Genomic DNA, 17615 nt, shown 5'->3' with positions numbered 1-17615 from the left:
TCGACGGGCCACCGGCCGACGAAGCCGCCGGCCGCCCGCGGACCGAAAGCGAGGCTGCCATGGCCACGACCGTGCGACGTGCCGTACTGACCCTGCCCGCCGCCCCCGTCGGGCCGGAGAACCCGCTGCCCGCGCTGCGGCCCCTCGACGAGGCGCACACGATCGACGAGCGCGACAAGGCGGACCTGCCGCGCGACATGGCCCGGCAGATCGGCTACGAACCGCTGCGCACCCTGCTGCCCGTCCGGATCCTGGACGGTTACGGACGCGACCGCACCGACACCGGCGTCGACACGATCGTCATCGAGAACGACCACCTGCGGGTGACGGTACTGCCGGGGCTCGGCGGCCGGATCCAGTCGCTGCTGCACAAGCCGACCGGCCGCGAACTGCTCTACCGCAACCCGGTGCTGCAACCCGCCTGCTTCGCGCTGAACGGCGCCTGGTTCTCCGGCGGCATCGAATGGAACATCGGCGCGACCGGCCACACCACGCTCTCCTGCGCCCCGCTGCACGCCGCTGTCGTGCCCGCGCCCGACGGCGGGCAGATGCTCCGGCTCTGGGAGTGGGAGCGGCTGCGGGACCTGCCGTTCCAGGTCGACCTGTGGCTCCCCGACGACGCCGAGTTCCTCCGGGTCGGCGTCCGCATCCGCAACCCGCACGAACGCCCGGCGCCGGTCTACTGGTGGTCCAACATCGCCGTCGAGGAGCACGAGCACACCCGGGTGCTCGCCCCCGCCGACGAAGCCTGGCACTTCGGCTACGAACGCAGCCTGCGCCGCGTCCCCGTACCCGAGTTCCGCGGCGCCGACCGCACGTACCCGCTGCGCGGCGAGTTCCCCGCCGACTACTTCTACGAGGTGCCGGCCGACGAGCGGAAGTGGATCGCCTCCCTCGACGGCGCGGGGCAGGGGCTCGTCCAGACCTCGACCGATGTGCTGCGCGGCAGGAAGCTGTTCATCTGGGGCGCGGGCACCGGCGGCCGGCGCTGGCAGCGCTGGCTCACCGAGCCGGGCACGACCGGCTACGCGGAGATCCAGGCGGGCCTCGCCCGCACCCAACTGGAGCATGTACGGCTCGAAGGCGGCGCCGAGTTGAGCTGGCTGGAGGTGTACGGGCCGCTCGAAGCGGACCCGGACACCGTCCACGGCGCCGACTGGGGCGCGGCACGCGCCGAGGTGGCGGCCCGGCTCGAAGCGGCCGTCCCGCGCGCCGACGTCGAAGCGGCGTACCGGGCTTGGCTGCCGTACGCCGACGCCGAACCCGGCGAGCGGCTGGCGACGGGCTCGGGCTGGGGCGCGCTGGAGACGCTGCGGACGGGCCGTCAGTTGCCCGGCACGCCCTTCGACCCGTCGACGCTCGGCGCCGAACAGGCCCCGTGGGCCGAGCTGTTGGCGGGCGGGGCGCTGCCCGAGCAGCGCAGGGCGGCCCCGCCCGGCCCGACGCTCGTCGCCCCGCACTGGCGCGACATGCTGGAGACGGCGCCCGCCGAGCCGCTCACCGAGTACCACCTCGGGGTCGCGCAGTGGCATGCCGGCGATCTCGCCCAGGCGGTGCGGAGTTGGGAGCGCGGCCTCAAACTGGCCCCCTCCCGCTGGCCGTTGCTGCGCTGCCTGGCCGTCGCCGACCAGCGGGGCGGCAACACGGGTCGCGCCGCCGACCAGTACGCGGAGGCGTTCGACGACCTGTGCGAGGAGCGCCGCGACGACGGCCCAGGCTGGACGGCGGCGACGGCGGCGCTCGGCCGCGAGGCGATTTCCGCGCTGCTGGCCGTGGGCCGGACGGCCGAGGCGCGCCGGGTCTTCGACCGGCTGCCGCCCGCGGTGCGCCGGCGCGGCGCCTTCCGCTTCGTCGAGGCCCAACTGCTGCTCGCCGAGGGCGACAAGGCCGCCGCGCGTGCGCTGTTCGACGCGGGGTTCGAGGTGGCCGACCTGCGGGAGGGCGCCGAGACCCTGAGCGAGGTGTGGGCAGCGCTCACCGACGATCCGCTGCCCGACGCCTACGAGTTCCGGATGCGCCCGCAGGACTGACCGGACGGGTGGTCAGTTCGCGGCCGCGTTGCGGTCCACGTACTCGAAGACCGAACCGTCCGGGTGGACGGCGATCAGATTGCGCCCCACGGGGGTCGGCACCGGTCCGACGAGGACCTTGGCGCCGACCGCCGTGAGGGTGGTGAACGCGTGGTCCAGGTCCTTCACGGCGATCGTGGCGGTCACTTTGCGCAGCACGTCGATCTCCTCGGCGGGGCCGCTCATGAGCAAGAAGCAGGAGACGGCGGCGACCGAGACCCCATCGCGCTCGAACCGCAGCGCGCGTGTCGCTGTGAGCCGTTCGTAGAACGCGACCGAGGTCTCCAGGTCGTCGACGCAGATGCGCAGCGTGGTTCCCAGGATTTCCATGGCGATCACATTAGTTGGCGTAGCTCACGCCCGGCAGAGGATCTCGCCGTGCGGTGTCATGAACCAGCCGTCCTCGTGCGCGCCCCACGCGCGCCAGGCCGCCGCGATCTCCGCCAGCCGCTCGTGGGTGGCGTGCCCGCCGCTGACCGCGATGTCCGCGTAGCCGGAGGCGACCGTGCGGTCCGCCCACAGCCCGCTCCACCAGGCCCGGTCGGCCGGGGTGGCGAAACACCAGGTCCCGGCGGTCGGGGTGATGTCGGTGAAGCCGGCCTGCCGGGCCCAGGACAGGATCCGCCGCCCGGCGTCCGGCTCGCCGCCGTTGGCGCGGGCCACCGTGCGGTAGAGGTCGAGCCAGCCGTCCAGCACCGGGACCTCCGGGAACCAGGCGAAGGCGGCGTAGTCCGAGTCGCGGGCCGCCACGATCCCACCGGGCCTGCACACCCGGCGCATCTCGCGCAGCGCCTGCACCGGGTCGCCGACATGCTGCAGGACCTGGTGGGCGTGGACGACGTCGAAGGAGTCGTCGGGGAAGTCCAGTGCGTGGACATCGGCGACCGCGAAGCGGACGTTGGCCGCGCCCGCCGCTTCCGCCGCTTCCCTGGCCTTCGCCAGGACGTCCTCTGCGGCGTCGACCGCCGTCACGGTGCCGGGGGCGACGAGCGCCGCCAGGTCGGCCGTGATCGTGCCCGGACCGCAGCCGACGTCCAGCACGTCCTGGCCCGGCCGGAGTTCGGGCACGAGATACGCGGCCGAGTTGGCGGCGGTGCGCCAGGTGTGCGAGCGCAGCACCGACTCGTGGTGCCCGTGCGTGTAGACGGCGGTCTCCTTCGGCATGGCCGACTCCTTCTCGTGGCGTGATGAGGCCACGCTACGCCGCCATACTGAATACTGAGACCCCGATCTCATCATGTGGTCAGTGCGGTGCGGTGCGGTGCTGTACGCGGTGCGGTGCTGGGCGCGTGCGGTCAGGGCACGATCTGCGGCCGGTAGACCATCAGCGCCTCGTTGACCTTGTCGATCAGCAACTCCCCGGGCGACGGCGCCACTTCACCGTCGAAGGCGAGCGGGGTCCCCGGTGCGATACCGGTGATCCGGACCCGGCGCATCCGCTCGGCGGCGTGCACCGGCGAGCGGCTGAGCGGACCCGCCAGCACGGCGGCGAGCAGCCGTGCGCCCGGCACCCGGCCGCCGTGCACGATCCGTACGTCGAGCAGACCGTCCGCCAGATCGCGCCGGTGCCCCGGCGTCGGGCCCATCCGGCGGTACATGCCGTTGCCCACGAACATCAGCCACAGCGCGCGCTTCGTGCCGTCGAACTCCGCGTGCAGCGGGTGCTCGCCGCGCAGCACCTTCGTCGCCGCCAGCACCCCGGCGGGCCAGCCGCCGATCCGCGACGCCCAGCGCTCCCGCTCCCTGACCAGCTCCGGGTAGACCCCGAGGCTGAAGGTGTTGAGGAAGAACCCCGACTTCGCCCCGCCGAGCCCCGGACTGAACCGGCCCAGGTCGACCTGTACCGCGTCGCCCGCCGACAGCGCCCTGACGGTGTCATGGACATCCTCGATGCCCAGGTCGTAGGCGAAGTGGTTGTACGTGCCGCCGGGGAAGACCGCCAGCGGCAGGCCGTGCCGTACGGCCACGACGGCCGCCCGGTTGATCGTCCCGTCGCCGCCGAGTACGCCGAGCGCCCGGCAGCGCTCCGCCGCCTTCTCCAGCGCGCCGGGCACCTCCTGCGGCTCGCACTCCACGACCTCGGCGCGGGGCAGCGCGTCGGTCACCAGTGTGGCGAGACCGGACGACCCTGACGCCCGGTTCACCACGACCACCAGGCCCTCGCCGCCCGGCAGCGCGGGGGCCTCGGCGTAGGGGCGGCCCGGCGACGGCATCTGCGCGCGGGTCGGTACGAGCCCGCGCACCGCGAAGGCGGCCCCGACCCCGAGCGCGGCGCCCACCGCCACATCGCTCGGGTAGTGGACGCCGGTGTAGACCCGGGACAGGGCGACGGAGGCGGCCAGCGGCGCCACGACGGCCCCCCAGCCCTTGGACTCCAGGGCGACGCCCGTCGCGAAGGCGGCGGCCGACGCCGCGTGCCCGGAAGGGAACGACGTGGTGATCGGCTGCCGCTTGAGCTGCCGTATCACCGGTACGACGTCCAGCACCGGCCGCGGCCTGCGCACGGCCCGCTTGCCCACGGTGTTGATGGCCGCCGAAGCGAGCCCCAGCGAGGCCATGCCGCGCAGCGCCGCCCGGCGCGACCGCGCCCCGCGCCCGGCCGCGACGATCCCGGCGGCGACGCCGAGCCAGAGCACCCCGTGGTTGGCGGTGCGGGTGAGCCGCGGCAGCACGGGTTCCGCCCCCGGCCAGTGCCGGTCGGCGACGGAGCGGAAGAGCCGCGTGTCCCAGTTGTCGAGGATGGCGGCGACCCGGGACCGGGTTTCCGGACTCGCCTGGTGGTACGCGGCAGAGGTGTCAGACATGCATCGCGCGTACCCCGCAGGTGGGCGCCGCACGCAGCGGCCGTACACCGACCGGGCACCCGGGCGGCGCCGGGACCTGGAAGCACGGAGTGCCAAACCCCGCAAAACTGAATATAAAGGGCACGAGACTTCACCTGGGAGGTGGCGGCATGCGGCGGACGGTGCTGGGCCGCGGGCCCGTACGGTTCGGGCCCGCCGCCCCCGACGCCGGGCTGCCCGCCCCCGCCGAGCTGGTCGCCGTCTGCCAGGCGGCGGCCGGGCGCCCCGAGCCCGAGCCGCCCGGCGGCGGCCGGCCGCTGCGCGCGGCGGCGAGCGGTTACTGGTCGCGGCGCGGGCTGCCGTGCGATCCCGACGAGGTCGCCGCGGCGTCCGGCGGCCGGCCGCTGCTGCTCGCGCTGCTCGCCGCGCACGGCGGCGACATCCTGCTGCCGCGCCCCTGCCCCGCCTGGTGGACCCCGCAGGCGCGGATCGTCGGCCGGGCCGCCTATCACGTGCCGATCCCGGCCGAGTGCGGGGGAGTGCCCGACCCGTACGCGCTGCTGGAGACGGTCCGCCGGGTGCGCGCCGAGGGCGGCAGCCCCGGGGTGCTGCTGCTGTGTCCCGCCGACGACCCGACCGGCACGGTCGCGCCGCCGGAACTCGTCCGCGAGGCGTGCGAGGCGGCGATCGGGGAGGGACTGCGGATCGTCAGCGACGAGACCTGGCGCGACACCCTGCACGAACCGGGGACGCCGGGCGCGTCCGCCGGTACGGTCCTGCCCAGTCCGGCCGAGATGTTCCCCGACGACGTCACCGTCATCTGCGACACGGCGGGCGCGCTCACCCCCGCCGCCTGGCCCGCCGCCGTCGCCCGCTTCCCGGCGACGGCCGCGGGCGCCGCGCTGCGCGCCGTGACCGTCGACATCCTCACCGCCCTCGGTGCGCCGGTCGCCGGGCCCGTCGCGGCAGCGGCGGCGTACGCGCTCGACGAGCCCGAGCCGGTACGGGCCAGGGCGCGGGCGGCGGCCGCGCTGTACGGGCAGGCCGCGGTCGCCGCGCACCACGCGGTGCTCGTCTCCGGCGCGCTCGCCCGGCCGCCGCGCGCCGGCCGGCACCTCTACGCCGACCTCGGACCGCTGCGCGACCGCCTGGCGGCGCTCGGTGTGGCCGACTCCATGGAACTGGAGAACCACCTGAGCCGCCGGCTCGGGACCCCCGTACCCGGCGGCCACCGCTTCGGCGACGAACTCGGCGCGCTGCGGGTACGGCTGTCCACGGGGCCGCTGCTCGGGGCAACCCCGGAGCAGCGGCTGGAGTCCCTCACCGCGGCGGCTCCACTCGAACTGCCGTACACCGCACACGCGCTGGCCGAACTCGGCGCCGCCTTCGACGAACTGCGCTGACCCGACGAACCGTTGAACGGAGCCTGCGATGACGGAACAGGGCGAACAGACCGGTCTGCCGGACCGCACCGGCCTCACCGGCGCCCCGCCGCGCCCGGTCGGTGAACACCGGCTGTGGCCGCGGTCGTTCGCCGACCGGCTGACCGCACCGCTCCCCGGTGTCCTCGGCATGGCGAGACTCGCCAGGGAGGGCGCGGTCAGACCGGGCGCCGACGGGCTACGCGACATCCCGCGACTGCCGTACGCGCCGGGCCCGTTGCCCGTCGTGGACACCACGGCGGTCGCCGTCACCTGGGCGGGGCACGCCAGTTGGGTGATCAGGGTCGGCGGACTCACCGTCCTCACCGACCCCGTATGGTCCCGCCGTATCTTCGGAACACCCGCCAGGATCACGCCCGTCGGGATCCCCTGGGACGATCTGCCCGCCGTCGACGCCGTCGTCATCAGCCACAACCACTACGACCACCTCGACGCGCCGACCCTCAAACGGCTGCCGCGCGACACCCCGCTGTTCGTGCCCGCGGGGCTCGCCCGCTGGTGCAGGCGCCGCCGGTTCACCCGGGTCACCGAACTCGACTGGTGGGAGTCGGCCGAGCTGCCCGCTGCCGACGGCGGCAGCGTCCGCTTCGACTTCGTACCGGCCCACCACTGGTCCAAGCGGTCCCTCACCGACACCTGCCGCACCCTGTGGGGCGGCTGGGTGATCGGCGACCCGCACGGCAGGCGGGTCTACTTCGCCGGGGACACCGGCTACGGCCACTGGTTCAAGGAGATCGGCGCCCGCCACCCCGACCTCGACCTGGCGCTGCTGCCGATCGGCGCCTACGCGCCGCGCTGGTGGCTCAGCGACGTGCACACCGACCCGGAGGAAGCCGTCCAGGCGTGCGACGACCTCGGCGCCCGGAACATGGCGCCCATGCACTGGGCGACGTTCGTCCTCTCCGCCGAGCCGGTGCTCGAACCGCTCACCCGGGTCAGAGCCGCCTGGGAGCGCACGGGCCGGCCGCGCGAGCAGCTCTGGGACCTCCCCGTCGGCGCCTCACGCCTGCTGGCTCCCTGATCCGGCGGGACCTTCGGGCCCTTCCGCGCCCCCCGCCTCCCCGGAGGGACCGCGCAGCTTGCGCCACAGCGCGGGCGCGGTACTGACCACGACCGTCAGCACCACGGCCGTCACCACGCCCTGCCAGGGCTCGGGGAAGAGCGAACCGCCCAGGATCCCGATGAGCTGGTACGTCGCCGCCCAGGCCAGACAGGCCGGCACGTCGCCCCGCGCGAACCTGCGCATCGGCCACTTCGCCAGCAGGCAGGCCAGCATCACCGGAATCCGTCCGGCCGGCACCAGACGGGACAGCACCAGCACCGCCACACCGTGCTCCTGGAGCTTGGCCTGCGCCTGCTCCAACCGGTCGGGCGGGGCGTGCTCCCTGATCTTCGCCAGCCACCGGGAGCCGTTCTTCGAACCCACCCCGCGCCGCCCGAGCCAGTACAGCGCCATGTCGCCGAGGAAGGCGGCGAAGGCGGAGACCAGGAATATGTACAGCATCGACAGCGGCGCCGTCTGATGGAACGCCACCACGGCCGCCGAACTCACCACGGCCCCGGTCGGCACCACGGGCACCAGCGCCCCGAGCGTCACGAGCAGGAACACCGACGGATAGCCGACCGCCTGCTGGGTGGACTCCGCCGGAAGCTGCGACATGAGCTGGTCGATCACCGCGCGACCTCCGGCCGCATGCTCTCGCCGTGCCGCAGCAGATGCACGGTCACGTCCGGCGCCACCCGCGCCGCACGCCGTACGAACTCGTCGCCCGGCGTGTAGAACTCGTGCGGCCTGATCCCGTCCATCCCGATCGGCCAGTACGTGCCGTAGTGCACCGGCACCGCGGCGGCCGGTGCGAGCTGGGCCAGCGCCTGCGCGGCGCGCGCCGCGTCCAGATGCTCGGGACCGAGGTGCGGCCCCCAGCCGCCGACCGGCAGCAGGGCCACGTCGACCGGTCCCACGGCGTCGGCCATCCCGTCGAAGAGCCCCGTGTCACCGGCGAAGTACGTGCGGGTCTCCCCGCTGATCACATAGCCGAGCGCGGGGGAGCGCTGCGGTCCCACCGGCAGCCGCCTGCCGTCGTGGCGCGCGGGCACCACCCGTACCCGCAGCGCGCCGAGTTCGACCTCGTCCCCCGCCTCGACCTCGGTGATCCGCAGTCCCGCCGGGTTGCGGCGCGCGTCGAGCCTGCGCAGCGCGGGCACCGAGCGCGCGGCGTCCTTCGGGACGATCAGCCGGGTGCCGGGCGTCAGGCGCGAGAGCGAGCGCACATGCAGATGGTCGGAGTGCAGATGGGAGACGAGCACGGCGTCGGCGACCAGCGCGTCGGGCGAGGGCAGCGGGCCCCGGCGCCTGCGCAGATGCGCCAGCCGCTGGACGAACAGCGGATCGGTCAGCACCCGGACCCCGGAGTCCTCGACCGTGCAGGTGGCATGACCCCACCAGGTGATGACAGTTCCCACCCTCGACCTCAGCTCCGTTCCCAGGGGCCGCCTTCGCGCGGCCAGGCCGTCAGGGTACGGGGACCGCCGCGGCCGGCGCTCCCCGCGCAGCCGCGTGCGTACCGGAAATGCGCCCGCGGTGCCTGGTTCACGCCTCCCTCACAGAGGTATCGGCGGAGTAGGGTCGGCGCACCAGGTCGTAGGTGACTGCCGGGGGGACGGAACGGACATGGGCGACGTGCGAGTGGCGGCGATCGCCAGCCTGACCCCGCTGGAGGAGCTGGACACCGATCCCTTCCTCGTGGACACCCACGGCCAGCACGCGATGTGCGCCCGGTGGGCCGAGGACAAGGGCTATGTCATCACCCGGCAGTTGACCGCCTACCGGCTCCGGCCCGACCACCGGGGACTGTGGGTCGACGTCGACGAGGGGTTCGTCGACGTCTTCGTCGCCCCCAACCACCGGGTGCTCGACCGGGCCTTCACCTCGCCCGCCGCCTTCGCCGCCGAGTGCGAGCGCAGAGGCGTGACGCTGGAGACCGTCAGCCTGGACGAGCCGTCTTACGACGCGGGGATGAAGGCCGAGGTGCACCGCAGACTCACGCTGCCCGCGGGGAGCTTCACCGGCCGCTGAACCCGGGGCGCGGGCGGGCGGACCGGCGCGCAGTCCTGGGTGTCAGTCCGTTGTGTCAGTCTTGTGCCGTGCCCGGACACCCCGTGCGGGCCCGGACGTGAGGTGGCAGAGCGGTGCTCCGAGGGCGGTGGCGGACAGCGGGCAAGGCCCTGCTGCGCGTGGTCGTGGTGTGGGCGGTGTCCACACTGACGATGCTGGCGCTGGCCGGGATCCTGCCCGACTTCCAGCTCCAGTCCGACGACGGCGACAGCGCCACCAGGACCGCCGTCACAGCCGGCTGGGGCGCCGGCGCGTTCGGCCTGCTCAGCGCGCTGGTCTGGCCGCTGCTGGTCAGGGCGCTGCTGCTGGTGCCCGCGCTCGTGCTGGGGCTGCTGGTCTTCTTCCTCAACGGCTCACTGCTGCTGATAGCGCTGCGGCTCATCCCCGACGGCAGGGGAGCCGCCAACCCGGAGAACGCGATCGTGGTCGCCGCCGTGATGTCCGCCGTCGCCTCGGCGACCTCCACCGCGCTCGCCGTCGGCGACGACGGGGCGTACCGGCGCAGGCTCTCCCGGCTCGCCGACCGGCGGCGCCGCCGCAGCGGTGAGGACGGCGGCCACGGCGGTCCTCCCGGCACGGTCTTCCTCCAACTCGACGGCGTGGGGCACCAGGTGCTGCTGGACGCGGTGGCGAACGGGAGCATGCCGCAGGTGGCGCGCTGGCTCGGCGAGCGGCCCACCCACCGGCTGACGCCCTGGCGCACCGACTGGTCGAGCCAGACGGGCGCCAGCCAGCTCGGCATCCTGCACGGCTCCAACCACGACGCCCCGGCCTTCCGCTGGTACGAGAAGGACACCGGCCAGATCATGGTCAGCAACCGCCCCGCCAGCGCGGCCGAGTTGCAGCGCCGCGCCATCGAGCGGACCGGCGACGGCGGGCTGCTCACCCTCGACGGCGCCAGCCGGGGCAATCTCTTCAGCGGCGGCGCCGACCAGCTCGCGCTGGTGCTGTCCATGGCGGCCCGGCGCGGCAAGTCCAACCGCTCGCGCGACGGTTACTTCGCGTACTTCTCCGACCCGGCCAACGCGGTCCGCACGGCGGTCTCCTTCGTCGCCGAAGTCGGCCGCGAGATAGGCCAGTCCACCCGGGCGCGGCTCCGCGGCGACCGGCCCCGGGTCGGCAGGGGCGGGCTGTACCCGTTCATCAGGGCCTTCGCCACCGTCCTCGAACGGGACGTGGTGGTCGCCGCCGTCGTGGGCGACATGCTGGCCGGCCGCGCCGCCGTCTACGCGGACCTCGTCGCGTACGACGAGGTGGCCCACCACTCGGGACCGCACAGCCGGGACGCGATGCGGGTGCTGGCCCGGCTGGACCGCTCGGTCGGCCTGATGGCCAAGGTCGCCGAGTACACCCCGCGTACATACCGGATCGTGCTGCTGTCCGACCACGGCCAGAGCCCGGGGGAGACCTTCGAGGGGGTCTACGGCCTCACCCTCAAGGACCTGGTCAGGGCGGGCTGCGGGCTGCCCGTCTCCCGCAAGGCCGAGCGCACCAGGAGCGGCGCCGAAGCCAGGTACGCGGCCCGGCGCGCGGTGCGCACCGCGCTCCACCGGCCGCTGCGCGAGGGCGAGCTGGACGAGGTGGGCGAGCAGCGCCCGGAGCCCGACTCGGAGCCGATCGTGCTGGCCTCCGGGAATCTGGCCCTGATCTCGTTTCCCGACGTGCCCGGCCGGATCAGCCGCGAGGAGCTGGACCGGCGCCACCCCGCGCTGCTGCGCACCCTCGCCAGCCATCCGGGGATCGGCTTCCTGCTGGTGCGCAGCGAGGAGCACGGTTCGCTCGTGCTCGGCCCGCAGGGCGTCGAGATACCCGTCGCCGAACTGCGCGACCACGAGGGGCCGCTCGCCGCGATGGGGCGCGGCGCCGCCGACGCCGTGCGGCGCACGGACGGCTTCCCGCATGTCGCCGACATCATGGTCAACTCGATGTACGACCCGGCGACCGGACGGGTGCACGCCTTCGAGGAGCAGATCGGTTCGCACGGCGGGCTCGGCGGACAGCAGTCGACGGCGTTCCTGCTGTCACCGCTGGTGCTCTCGGCGCCCGTGCCGGACGGCACGGAACTCGTCGGCGCGGAGCGGGTCCATCTGGTGCTCAGACGCTGGCTGCGCGAAGGCGGCGGCCCGCAGGTGCCGTTGGGACCCGCGATCAGGCCGCTGGTGCGCGAGGTGCCGCAGGAGGCGGCGGAGTCGGCCTGACGGCACCCGCGGGTGCCGCGCGGGACGAGCCGCGCTTGTTTTGTTAGCTGAGGTGCCAAAACGGCGCGAGGTGTGGCACGGCGTGTTTCGGAGTGCGTAGGGTCGGAGAAGGATGTACATCGTCTCCGACGCCACCAGCACCGGCCGGAAACCCGCATACTTCCGTCATTCAGGAGCTCTCCCTCATGCACGACGACCGCAGCCTGGTCGAAGCTCGCCTCAAGCGCGTCCTCCAGGAGCGCATCAGGCCAGCCGTCTACCCCGAGTCGATACCGCTGGACGTCGAAGTCTGGACCGCGCCCGGTGAGCCCGTACCGGTGGACGAAGGGCTGGCGGGGCCGACCGAACCCATCGCCACCGGCGACCGCTGGGGCGCCCCGTGGGGCACCAGTTGGTTCCGGGTGTCGGGCACCGTCCCCCAGGAGTGGGCGGGCCGCACCGTCGAAGCCGTCCTGGACATCGGCTTCAACGAGACCAGCCCGGGATTCCAGTGCGAAGGGCTCGTCTACCGCCCCGACGGCAGCCCCGTGAAGGGCCTCAACCCCCGCAACCAGTGGGTGCGTATCGGCGCTCCGGCGGCCGGCGGCGAAGAGGTGCTGCTGCACGTCGAAGCCGCTTCGAACCCCAACGTGCACTCCGGTGGCAACCCCTTCGAACCGACACCGCTCGGCGACATCGAGACGGCCGGCAGCGAACCGCAGTACACGCTGGGCCGGATGGAACTCTCCGTCCTCGACGAGTCCGTCTGGCACCTGATCCAGGACCTTGAAGTGCTCGGCGAGCTGATGGCGCAGCTCCCCCTCGACACCGGCCGCAGGTGGGAGATCCTGCGCGCCGTCAGCGACGCGCTCGACGCGCTCGACCTCCAGGACGTGAACGGCACGGCCGAGGCCGCCCGCGGCCGGCTCGCCGGTGTACTCGCCACCCCCGCGCAGGAGACGGCGCACCGCATCAGCGCCGTCGGCCACGCGCACATCGACTCCGCCTGGCTGTGGCCGCTGCGCGAGACGGTCCGCAAGGTCGCCCGCACCACCGCCAACATGACAGCCCTGCTGGAGGACGAGCCCGACTTCGTCTTCGCGATGTCCCAGGCGCAGCAGTTCGCCTGGATCAAGGAGCACCGCCCCGAGGTCTACGCGAAGGTCAAGAAGGCCGTCGCCGAGGGCCGGTTCGTGCCGTCCGGCGGCATGTGGGTCGAGTCGGACACCAACATGCCCGGCTCCGAGGCGATGGCCAGGCAGTTCGTGCACGGCAAGCGCTTCTTCCTCGACGAGTTCGGCATCGAGAACGACGAGGCGTGGCTGCCCGACACCTTCGGCTTCGCCGCCGGGCTGCCGCAGATCATCAAGGCCGCCGGGTCCAAGTGGCTGCTCACCCAGAAGATCTCCTGGAGCAAGATCAACGAATTCCCGCACCACACCTTCAACTGGGAGGGCATCGACGGCACCCGGATCTTCACCCACTTCCCGCCGATCGATTCGTACAACGTTGTCATGGACGGCGCGCAGATCGCCCACGCCGCCCGCAACTTCAAGGAGAAGGGCGTCGCCAGGCGCTCCCTCGCGCCCACCGGCTTCGGCGACGGCGGCGGCGGCACAACCCGCGAGATGGTCGCCAAGGCCGCCAGGCTGCGCAGTCTCGAAGGCTCCGCCACGGTCGAGTGGGAGACCCCGGCCGACTTCTTCGCCAAGGCCGAGGCGGAGTACGCGAACCCGCCGGTGTGGGTCGGTGAGCTGTACCTCGAACTGCACCGGGCCACGCTCACCAGCCAGGCCAAGACCAAGCAGGGCAACCGGCGCAGCGAGCACCTGCTGCGCGAGGCCGAGCTGTGGGCGGCGACCGCCGCCGTACGGACCGGCGCGAGCTATCCGTACGAGCGGTTGGACCGGATCTGGAAGACGGTCCTGCTGCACCAGTTCCACGACATCCTGCCCGGCTCGTCCATCGCCTGGGTGCACCGCGAGGCCCGTAAGACGTACGACGCCGTCGCCGCCGAGCTGACCGGCATCGTCGAATCGGCGCAGCGCGCGCTCGCGGGCGAGGAGTCCGGCGGATCGACCCTGCTGTTCAACGCCGCCCCGCACGCCAGGGCCGGCGTCGCGGCAGGCGGCGCGGGGCCGGCCACGGTGACCGGCGCCACCGAGCTGCGCGCCCGCGAGGGCGGCGGCCAGGTGCTGGACAACGGGCTGCTGCGGGTCGAGATCGACGGCCGGGGTCTTGTGGTGTCGGTCTACGACATCGCCGCCGAGCGGGAGAGCGTCGCGCCGGGCGAGGCGGCCAACCTGCTGCAGATCCACCCCGACTTCCCCAACCAGTGGGACGCCTGGGACGTCGACTCGTTCTACCGCAACACCGTCACCGATCTGACGGAGCTGGACGAACTCACCCCGCTCGAAGGGGACTCGGCCGTCCGGATCGTACGCACCTTCGGCGCCTCCACCGTGACGCAGCGCCTCACCCTCGCACCGGGGGCCAAGCGGCTCGACATCGACACGGAGGTGGACTGGCACGAGACGGAGAAGTTCCTCAAGGCTGCCTTCCCGCTGGACGTGCACGCCGAGCGGTACGCGTCGGAGACCCAGTTCGGCCATGTGTACCGCGCCACCCACACCAACACCAGTTGGGAGGCGGCCAAGTTCGAGGCCTGCAACCACCGCTTCGTCCACCTGGAGGAGCCCGGCTGGGGCGTCGCGCTCGTCAACGACTCGACGTACGGCCACGACGTGACCCGTACGGTCCGCGCCGCCGACGCGGGCACGACCACCACCGTCCGGGTCTCACTGCTGCGCGCGCCCCGCTACCCCGACCCGCAGACCGACCAGGGGGTGCACACCTTCCGGCACGCGCTCGTGCCCGGCGCGGCCGTCGGCGACGCCGTCAGGGAGGGCTATCTGATCAACCTGCCGGAGCGCCGGGTCACCGGCACCGGTGAGGTGGCCCCGCTGGTGACCGTCGACAACGACGCCGTCGTGGTCAGCGCGGTGAAGCTGGCCGACGACGAGAGCGGCGACCTGGTCGTACGGCTCTACGAGTCGCACGGCGGCCGGGCCAAGGCCAGGGTCGGCGTGGACCTGGCGGTCGGCGGGATCGCCGTGACCGACCTGCTGGAGCGGCCGCTGGCCGACGTACCGCGGCCGGAGCTGGACAACGGGGCAGTGGCCCTGTCCCTGCGGCCGTTCGAGCTGATCACGCTGCGGCTGACCCGGGTCTGATCCGCATCTGGCCCGCGTCTGATCCGCGCCTGACGCGGGTCTGACGCGGTCTGACGGTGCCGGGAGGGCCGGCGGCCGGGGTCAGCGGACCTGGCCGCCCGGCCCGCCGGGGCTGTCGGGTCCTGCGTCGTCCTCGGTAACCGGCCCCGGGCTCTCGCCCAGGGCCTGATGGGCGACGAGATGAAGGAACTCCCGCTCGTTCCCCGCCAGCCCCGCCGCGCCCAGCGCCTCGTCGGCCTCGGCGATCGGGGCAGCGAGCAGCGGGGCCGCCAGGGACGTACGGGCGGGGTCGTCGAGGACCGCACGCACAGCGGCCAGGAGCCTGAGGTAGGCCCTGGCCGCTGTGCGCTCGTCGGACGCGTGGGTCGTGCTGGACGTACGGGTCATTCCGGCTTCCTCCCCATGAATCTGTCGGACCCTCAAGTCTGGACGAAGGGTCTGACAATCCGGGTCGTAGGCCGGGGGAGAGCCGGGCGGAGGCGCTTACTCCTCGACGAGCATCCCCTCGCGCAGCCGCGCGATGATGCGGTTCAGCAGCCGGGACACATGCATCTGCGAGACGCCCAGCTCGGCGCCGATCTGGGACTGGGTCATCTCCCGGCCGAACCGCATCTCCAGGATCTGGTGCTCGCGCGGGTCGAGCTGCTCCAGGAGCGGGGCCAGGGCGTGCAGGTTCTCGACCTTCTCCATGGCGGGGTCGGGCTCGCCCAGGATGTCGGCGAACGTCCGGTTGTTGGCGCCGGTCTTGCCCTCGTCACCGGTCGGCATGTCGAGCGAACCCGCCGTGTAGCCGTTGGTCGCGACCAGGCCCTCCACGACATCGCTCTCGTCGATGTCGAGCATCGCGGCGAGTTCGGCGACGGTGGGGTCCCGGTCCAACTGGGTGGCGAGGAGTTCCTTGGCCTTGGCCAGCTCGACCCGAAGCTCCTGGAGCCGGCGCGGCACATGCACGGCCCAACTGGTGTCCCGGAAGAAGCGCTTGATCTCACCGACGATGTACGGGACGGCGAAGGAGGTGAACTCGACCTCGCGCGCCAGGTCGAACCGGTCGATGGCCTTGATCAGGCCAATGGTGCCGACCTGGAGGATGTCCTCCATCTCGCCGCCGCCCCGGTTGCGGAACCGGCTCGCGGCGAAGCGGACCAGGGACTGGTTCATCTCGATCAGCGTGTTCCTGGCGTACTGGTACTCGGGCGTACCCTCCTCCAGCACCTGGAGCTGGTCGAAGAACAGCTTCGACAGCGCACGCGCGTCCCTCGGGGCGATCTTGCCCGGGTCGTCGATCTGCGGCAGTGCGTCCGCCGCTTCCACCGGCCCCGACTCCGACGCCACGGCACCTTCCGCCTGCTCCGTTCTGGCAGCGTGCACAGTGCTGGTCGTCATGACATCACCCTCCCGAGCAAGCGGATCGTCCAGAGCCCTTCTGCCCGCTGCGCACCCCCTCATTCACCGCGGATGCGCGATTCGGCAGCTCGCATTCCTGTTATCCCTTGTGGGGAAAAGTACTTACCTGCCATCTGGGGCTGACGTCAACTGATCGCCGGGGCGGGTTTCCGCAGGCAGCCCCCGTACAACGGCCGTGCAGGCGAAGGGATGTGGCCGTCGTTACGTTGACGTGAGGCAATCCATTGGATTTATTGGGGCCGGACGAATTTTCCTGAGATCCCGAAAACCCGTCCCCGACTGCCCGAGATCCCCGAAAGAAGGACCGGTACGTGACCGATCGACCGATCGCGGCCCTCGCCGTCGACCCGGCAGTGGCCGACCTGGTGTTCCCGGCGGACCTGCGTGAACGGCTCGCGCGCCGTGTGCGGTTGGCCCCCACGTCGCTGACAGGACCGCCCGCGGACCCCGCGGTACGCGGCACGCTCGCCGAGACCGAGATCCTGCTCAGCGGCTGGGGCTGCCCCCGGCTCACCGCCGAACTCCTCGCGCTCGCCCCCCGGCTGCGGGCCGTCGTGCACGCGGCGGGCAGCGTCAAGCCGGTGGTCAGCGACGCCCTCTGGGAGCGCGGCATCGTCGTCTCGTCGGCGGCGGACGCCAACGCGGGCCCCGTCGTGGCCTTCACCCTCGCCGCGATCACCTTCGGCGCGAAGCGGACCCTCAACGCGGCGGCGCGGTACGGGAGCGGCTGGCCGGGGACCCAGGAGCGGGCAGGCGCCGACGGCAGGACCGTGGGCATCGTCGGCGCCTCCCGGATCGGCCGCCGCGTCATCGCCGCGCTGCGTGCCTCGGACGCCGGGTACCGGCTGCTGCTCACCGACCCGTACGTCACCGACGAGGAAGCCGCCGCACTCGGCGTGGAGCGGGTCGACCTGGCCGAGCTGTGCCGCAGGTCCGGCGTCGTCAGCGTGCACGCGCCGCAACTCCCCGAGACCGAGGGGATGGTGAGCGCCGAGATGCTGGCGCTGATACCGGACGGCGGCAGCGTCGTGAACACCGCGCGCGGCGCGCTCGTCGACAACGAGGCGCTGGCCCGCGAATGCGCGACCGGACGGCTCGACGCCTACCTCGACGTCACCCACCCGGAACCGCTCCCGGCCGGACACCCGCTCCTGACCCTCCCCAATGTGCTGGTGACCCCGCACATCGCCGGAGCGCAGGGCAGCGAGGTGCGCAGGCTCGGCGCGTACGCGGTCGGCGAGGTGGAGCGGTACCTCGCGGGACAGCCGCTCCAGGGCGGCCTGGGCAAGGCCGATCTGCCCCGGCTGGCCTGACCCCAGGACGCGCGGACGGCCGACGGCGGCGATAGGCCGTCAGCGCGCCGGCCCGTCAGCGCGCCGGCCCGTCAGCGAG

The 17615-nt window shown here is 73.1% G+C and carries 14 protein-coding genes; 7 read left to right on the top strand and 7 right to left on the bottom strand.

Annotation, left to right across the window (positions count from 1 at the left end; all coding sequences use genetic code 11):
• Nucleotides 1-59 precede the first annotated feature (59 nt).
• A complete protein-coding gene (locus ACZ63I_RS10985) occupies nt 60-2030 on the top strand; it encodes a DUF5107 domain-containing protein (RefSeq protein ID WP_469337519.1) in 1971 nt (656 codons plus the stop codon).
• 12 nt (nt 2031-2042) lie between these two features.
• On the opposite strand, the gene ACZ63I_RS10980 is transcribed toward ACZ63I_RS10985, so the two are convergent.
• The 3 genes from ACZ63I_RS10980 to ACZ63I_RS10970 all read right to left on the bottom strand — a co-directional run bounded on the left by ACZ63I_RS10980 (nt 2043) and on the right by ACZ63I_RS10970 (nt 4873).
• The gene (locus ACZ63I_RS10980) at nt 2043-2399 is read right to left on the bottom strand and encodes a VOC family protein (protein WP_469337517.1); all 357 of its coding nucleotides are present in this window, start codon (nt 2397-2399) and stop codon (nt 2043-2045) included.
• A 24-nt stretch (nt 2400-2423) separates the two neighbouring features.
• Nucleotides 2424-3233, bottom strand: a complete 810-nt coding sequence (locus ACZ63I_RS10975; protein ID WP_469337515.1) for a methyltransferase domain-containing protein — start codon at nt 3231-3233, stop codon at nt 2424-2426.
• 131 nt (nt 3234-3364) lie between these two features.
• Nucleotides 3365-4873, bottom strand: coding sequence for a phosphatase PAP2 family protein (locus tag ACZ63I_RS10970; protein ID WP_469337513.1), 1509 nt, complete (start codon nt 4871-4873; stop codon nt 3365-3367).
• Nucleotides 4874-5022: 149 nt separating this feature from the next.
• On the opposite strand from ACZ63I_RS10970, the gene ACZ63I_RS10965 reads away from it, so the two are divergent.
• Nucleotides 5023-6255 carry an aminotransferase class I/II-fold pyridoxal phosphate-dependent enzyme gene (locus tag ACZ63I_RS10965; protein ID WP_469337511.1) on the top strand — a complete coding sequence of 411 codons (1233 nt, stop codon included), beginning with the start codon at nt 5023-5025 and terminating at the stop codon, nt 6253-6255.
• A 28-nt stretch (nt 6256-6283) separates the two neighbouring features.
• Nucleotides 6284-7315, top strand: coding sequence for an MBL fold metallo-hydrolase (locus ACZ63I_RS10960; protein ID WP_469337509.1), 1032 nt, complete (start codon nt 6284-6286; stop codon nt 7313-7315).
• Here the strand turns inward: ACZ63I_RS10960 and ACZ63I_RS10955 are convergent.
• Nucleotides 7295-7954 carry a DedA family protein gene (locus ACZ63I_RS10955; protein ID WP_469338327.1) on the bottom strand — a complete coding sequence of 220 codons (660 nt, stop codon included), beginning with the start codon at nt 7952-7954 and terminating at the stop codon, nt 7295-7297. The two genes, ACZ63I_RS10960 and ACZ63I_RS10955, sit on opposite strands and share 21 nt — an antisense overlap.
• An 11-nt stretch (nt 7955-7965) precedes the next feature.
• Nucleotides 7966-8757 (bottom strand): MBL fold metallo-hydrolase, encoded by a 792-nt coding sequence (locus ACZ63I_RS10950; protein WP_469337508.1) that lies wholly within the window; start codon nt 8755-8757, stop codon nt 7966-7968.
• A gap of 208 nt (nt 8758-8965) precedes the next feature.
• Here ACZ63I_RS10950 and ACZ63I_RS10945 point away from each other — a divergent pair, with 208 nt between their 5' ends.
• From ACZ63I_RS10945 to ACZ63I_RS10935, 3 genes are all read left to right on the top strand, one after another.
• Nucleotides 8966-9370 carry a hypothetical protein gene (locus ACZ63I_RS10945; protein WP_469337506.1) on the top strand — a complete coding sequence of 135 codons (405 nt, stop codon included), beginning with the start codon at nt 8966-8968 and terminating at the stop codon, nt 9368-9370.
• A 113-nt stretch (nt 9371-9483) separates the two neighbouring features.
• On the top strand, nt 9484-11607 hold the full coding sequence (locus ACZ63I_RS10940) for a phage holin family protein (RefSeq protein ID WP_469337505.1): 2124 nt from the start codon (nt 9484-9486) through the stop codon (nt 11605-11607).
• Between the two features lie 185 nt (nt 11608-11792).
• Entirely contained in the window at nt 11793-14819 is a 3027-nt protein-coding gene (locus ACZ63I_RS10935; RefSeq protein ID WP_469337502.1) for an alpha-mannosidase, read from the top strand.
• An 81-nt stretch (nt 14820-14900) separates the two neighbouring features.
• On the opposite strand, the gene ACZ63I_RS10930 is transcribed toward ACZ63I_RS10935, so the two are convergent.
• Together ACZ63I_RS10930 and ACZ63I_RS10925 are read right to left on the bottom strand one after the other, a co-directional pair.
• On the bottom strand, nt 14901-15206 hold the full coding sequence (locus ACZ63I_RS10930) for a hypothetical protein (RefSeq protein WP_469337501.1): 306 nt from the start codon (nt 15204-15206) through the stop codon (nt 14901-14903).
• Nucleotides 15207-15302: 96 nt separating this feature from the next.
• Nucleotides 15303-16202 (bottom strand): RNA polymerase sigma factor SigF, encoded by a 900-nt coding sequence (locus ACZ63I_RS10925; RefSeq protein WP_469337499.1) that lies wholly within the window; start codon nt 16200-16202, stop codon nt 15303-15305.
• Nucleotides 16203-16534: 332 nt separating this feature from the next.
• Here ACZ63I_RS10925 and ACZ63I_RS10920 point away from each other — a divergent pair, with 332 nt between their 5' ends.
• Nucleotides 16535-17536 (top strand): hydroxyacid dehydrogenase, encoded by a 1002-nt coding sequence (locus ACZ63I_RS10920; protein WP_469337497.1) that lies wholly within the window; start codon nt 16535-16537, stop codon nt 17534-17536.
• Nucleotides 17537-17615 lie beyond the last annotated feature (79 nt).

Source organism: Streptomyces sp. NPDC087906, from assembly GCF_055584925.1.
Note: the sequence above shows the minus strand (reverse complement) of the source record. Positions and strands in the feature narration are given on the sequence as shown.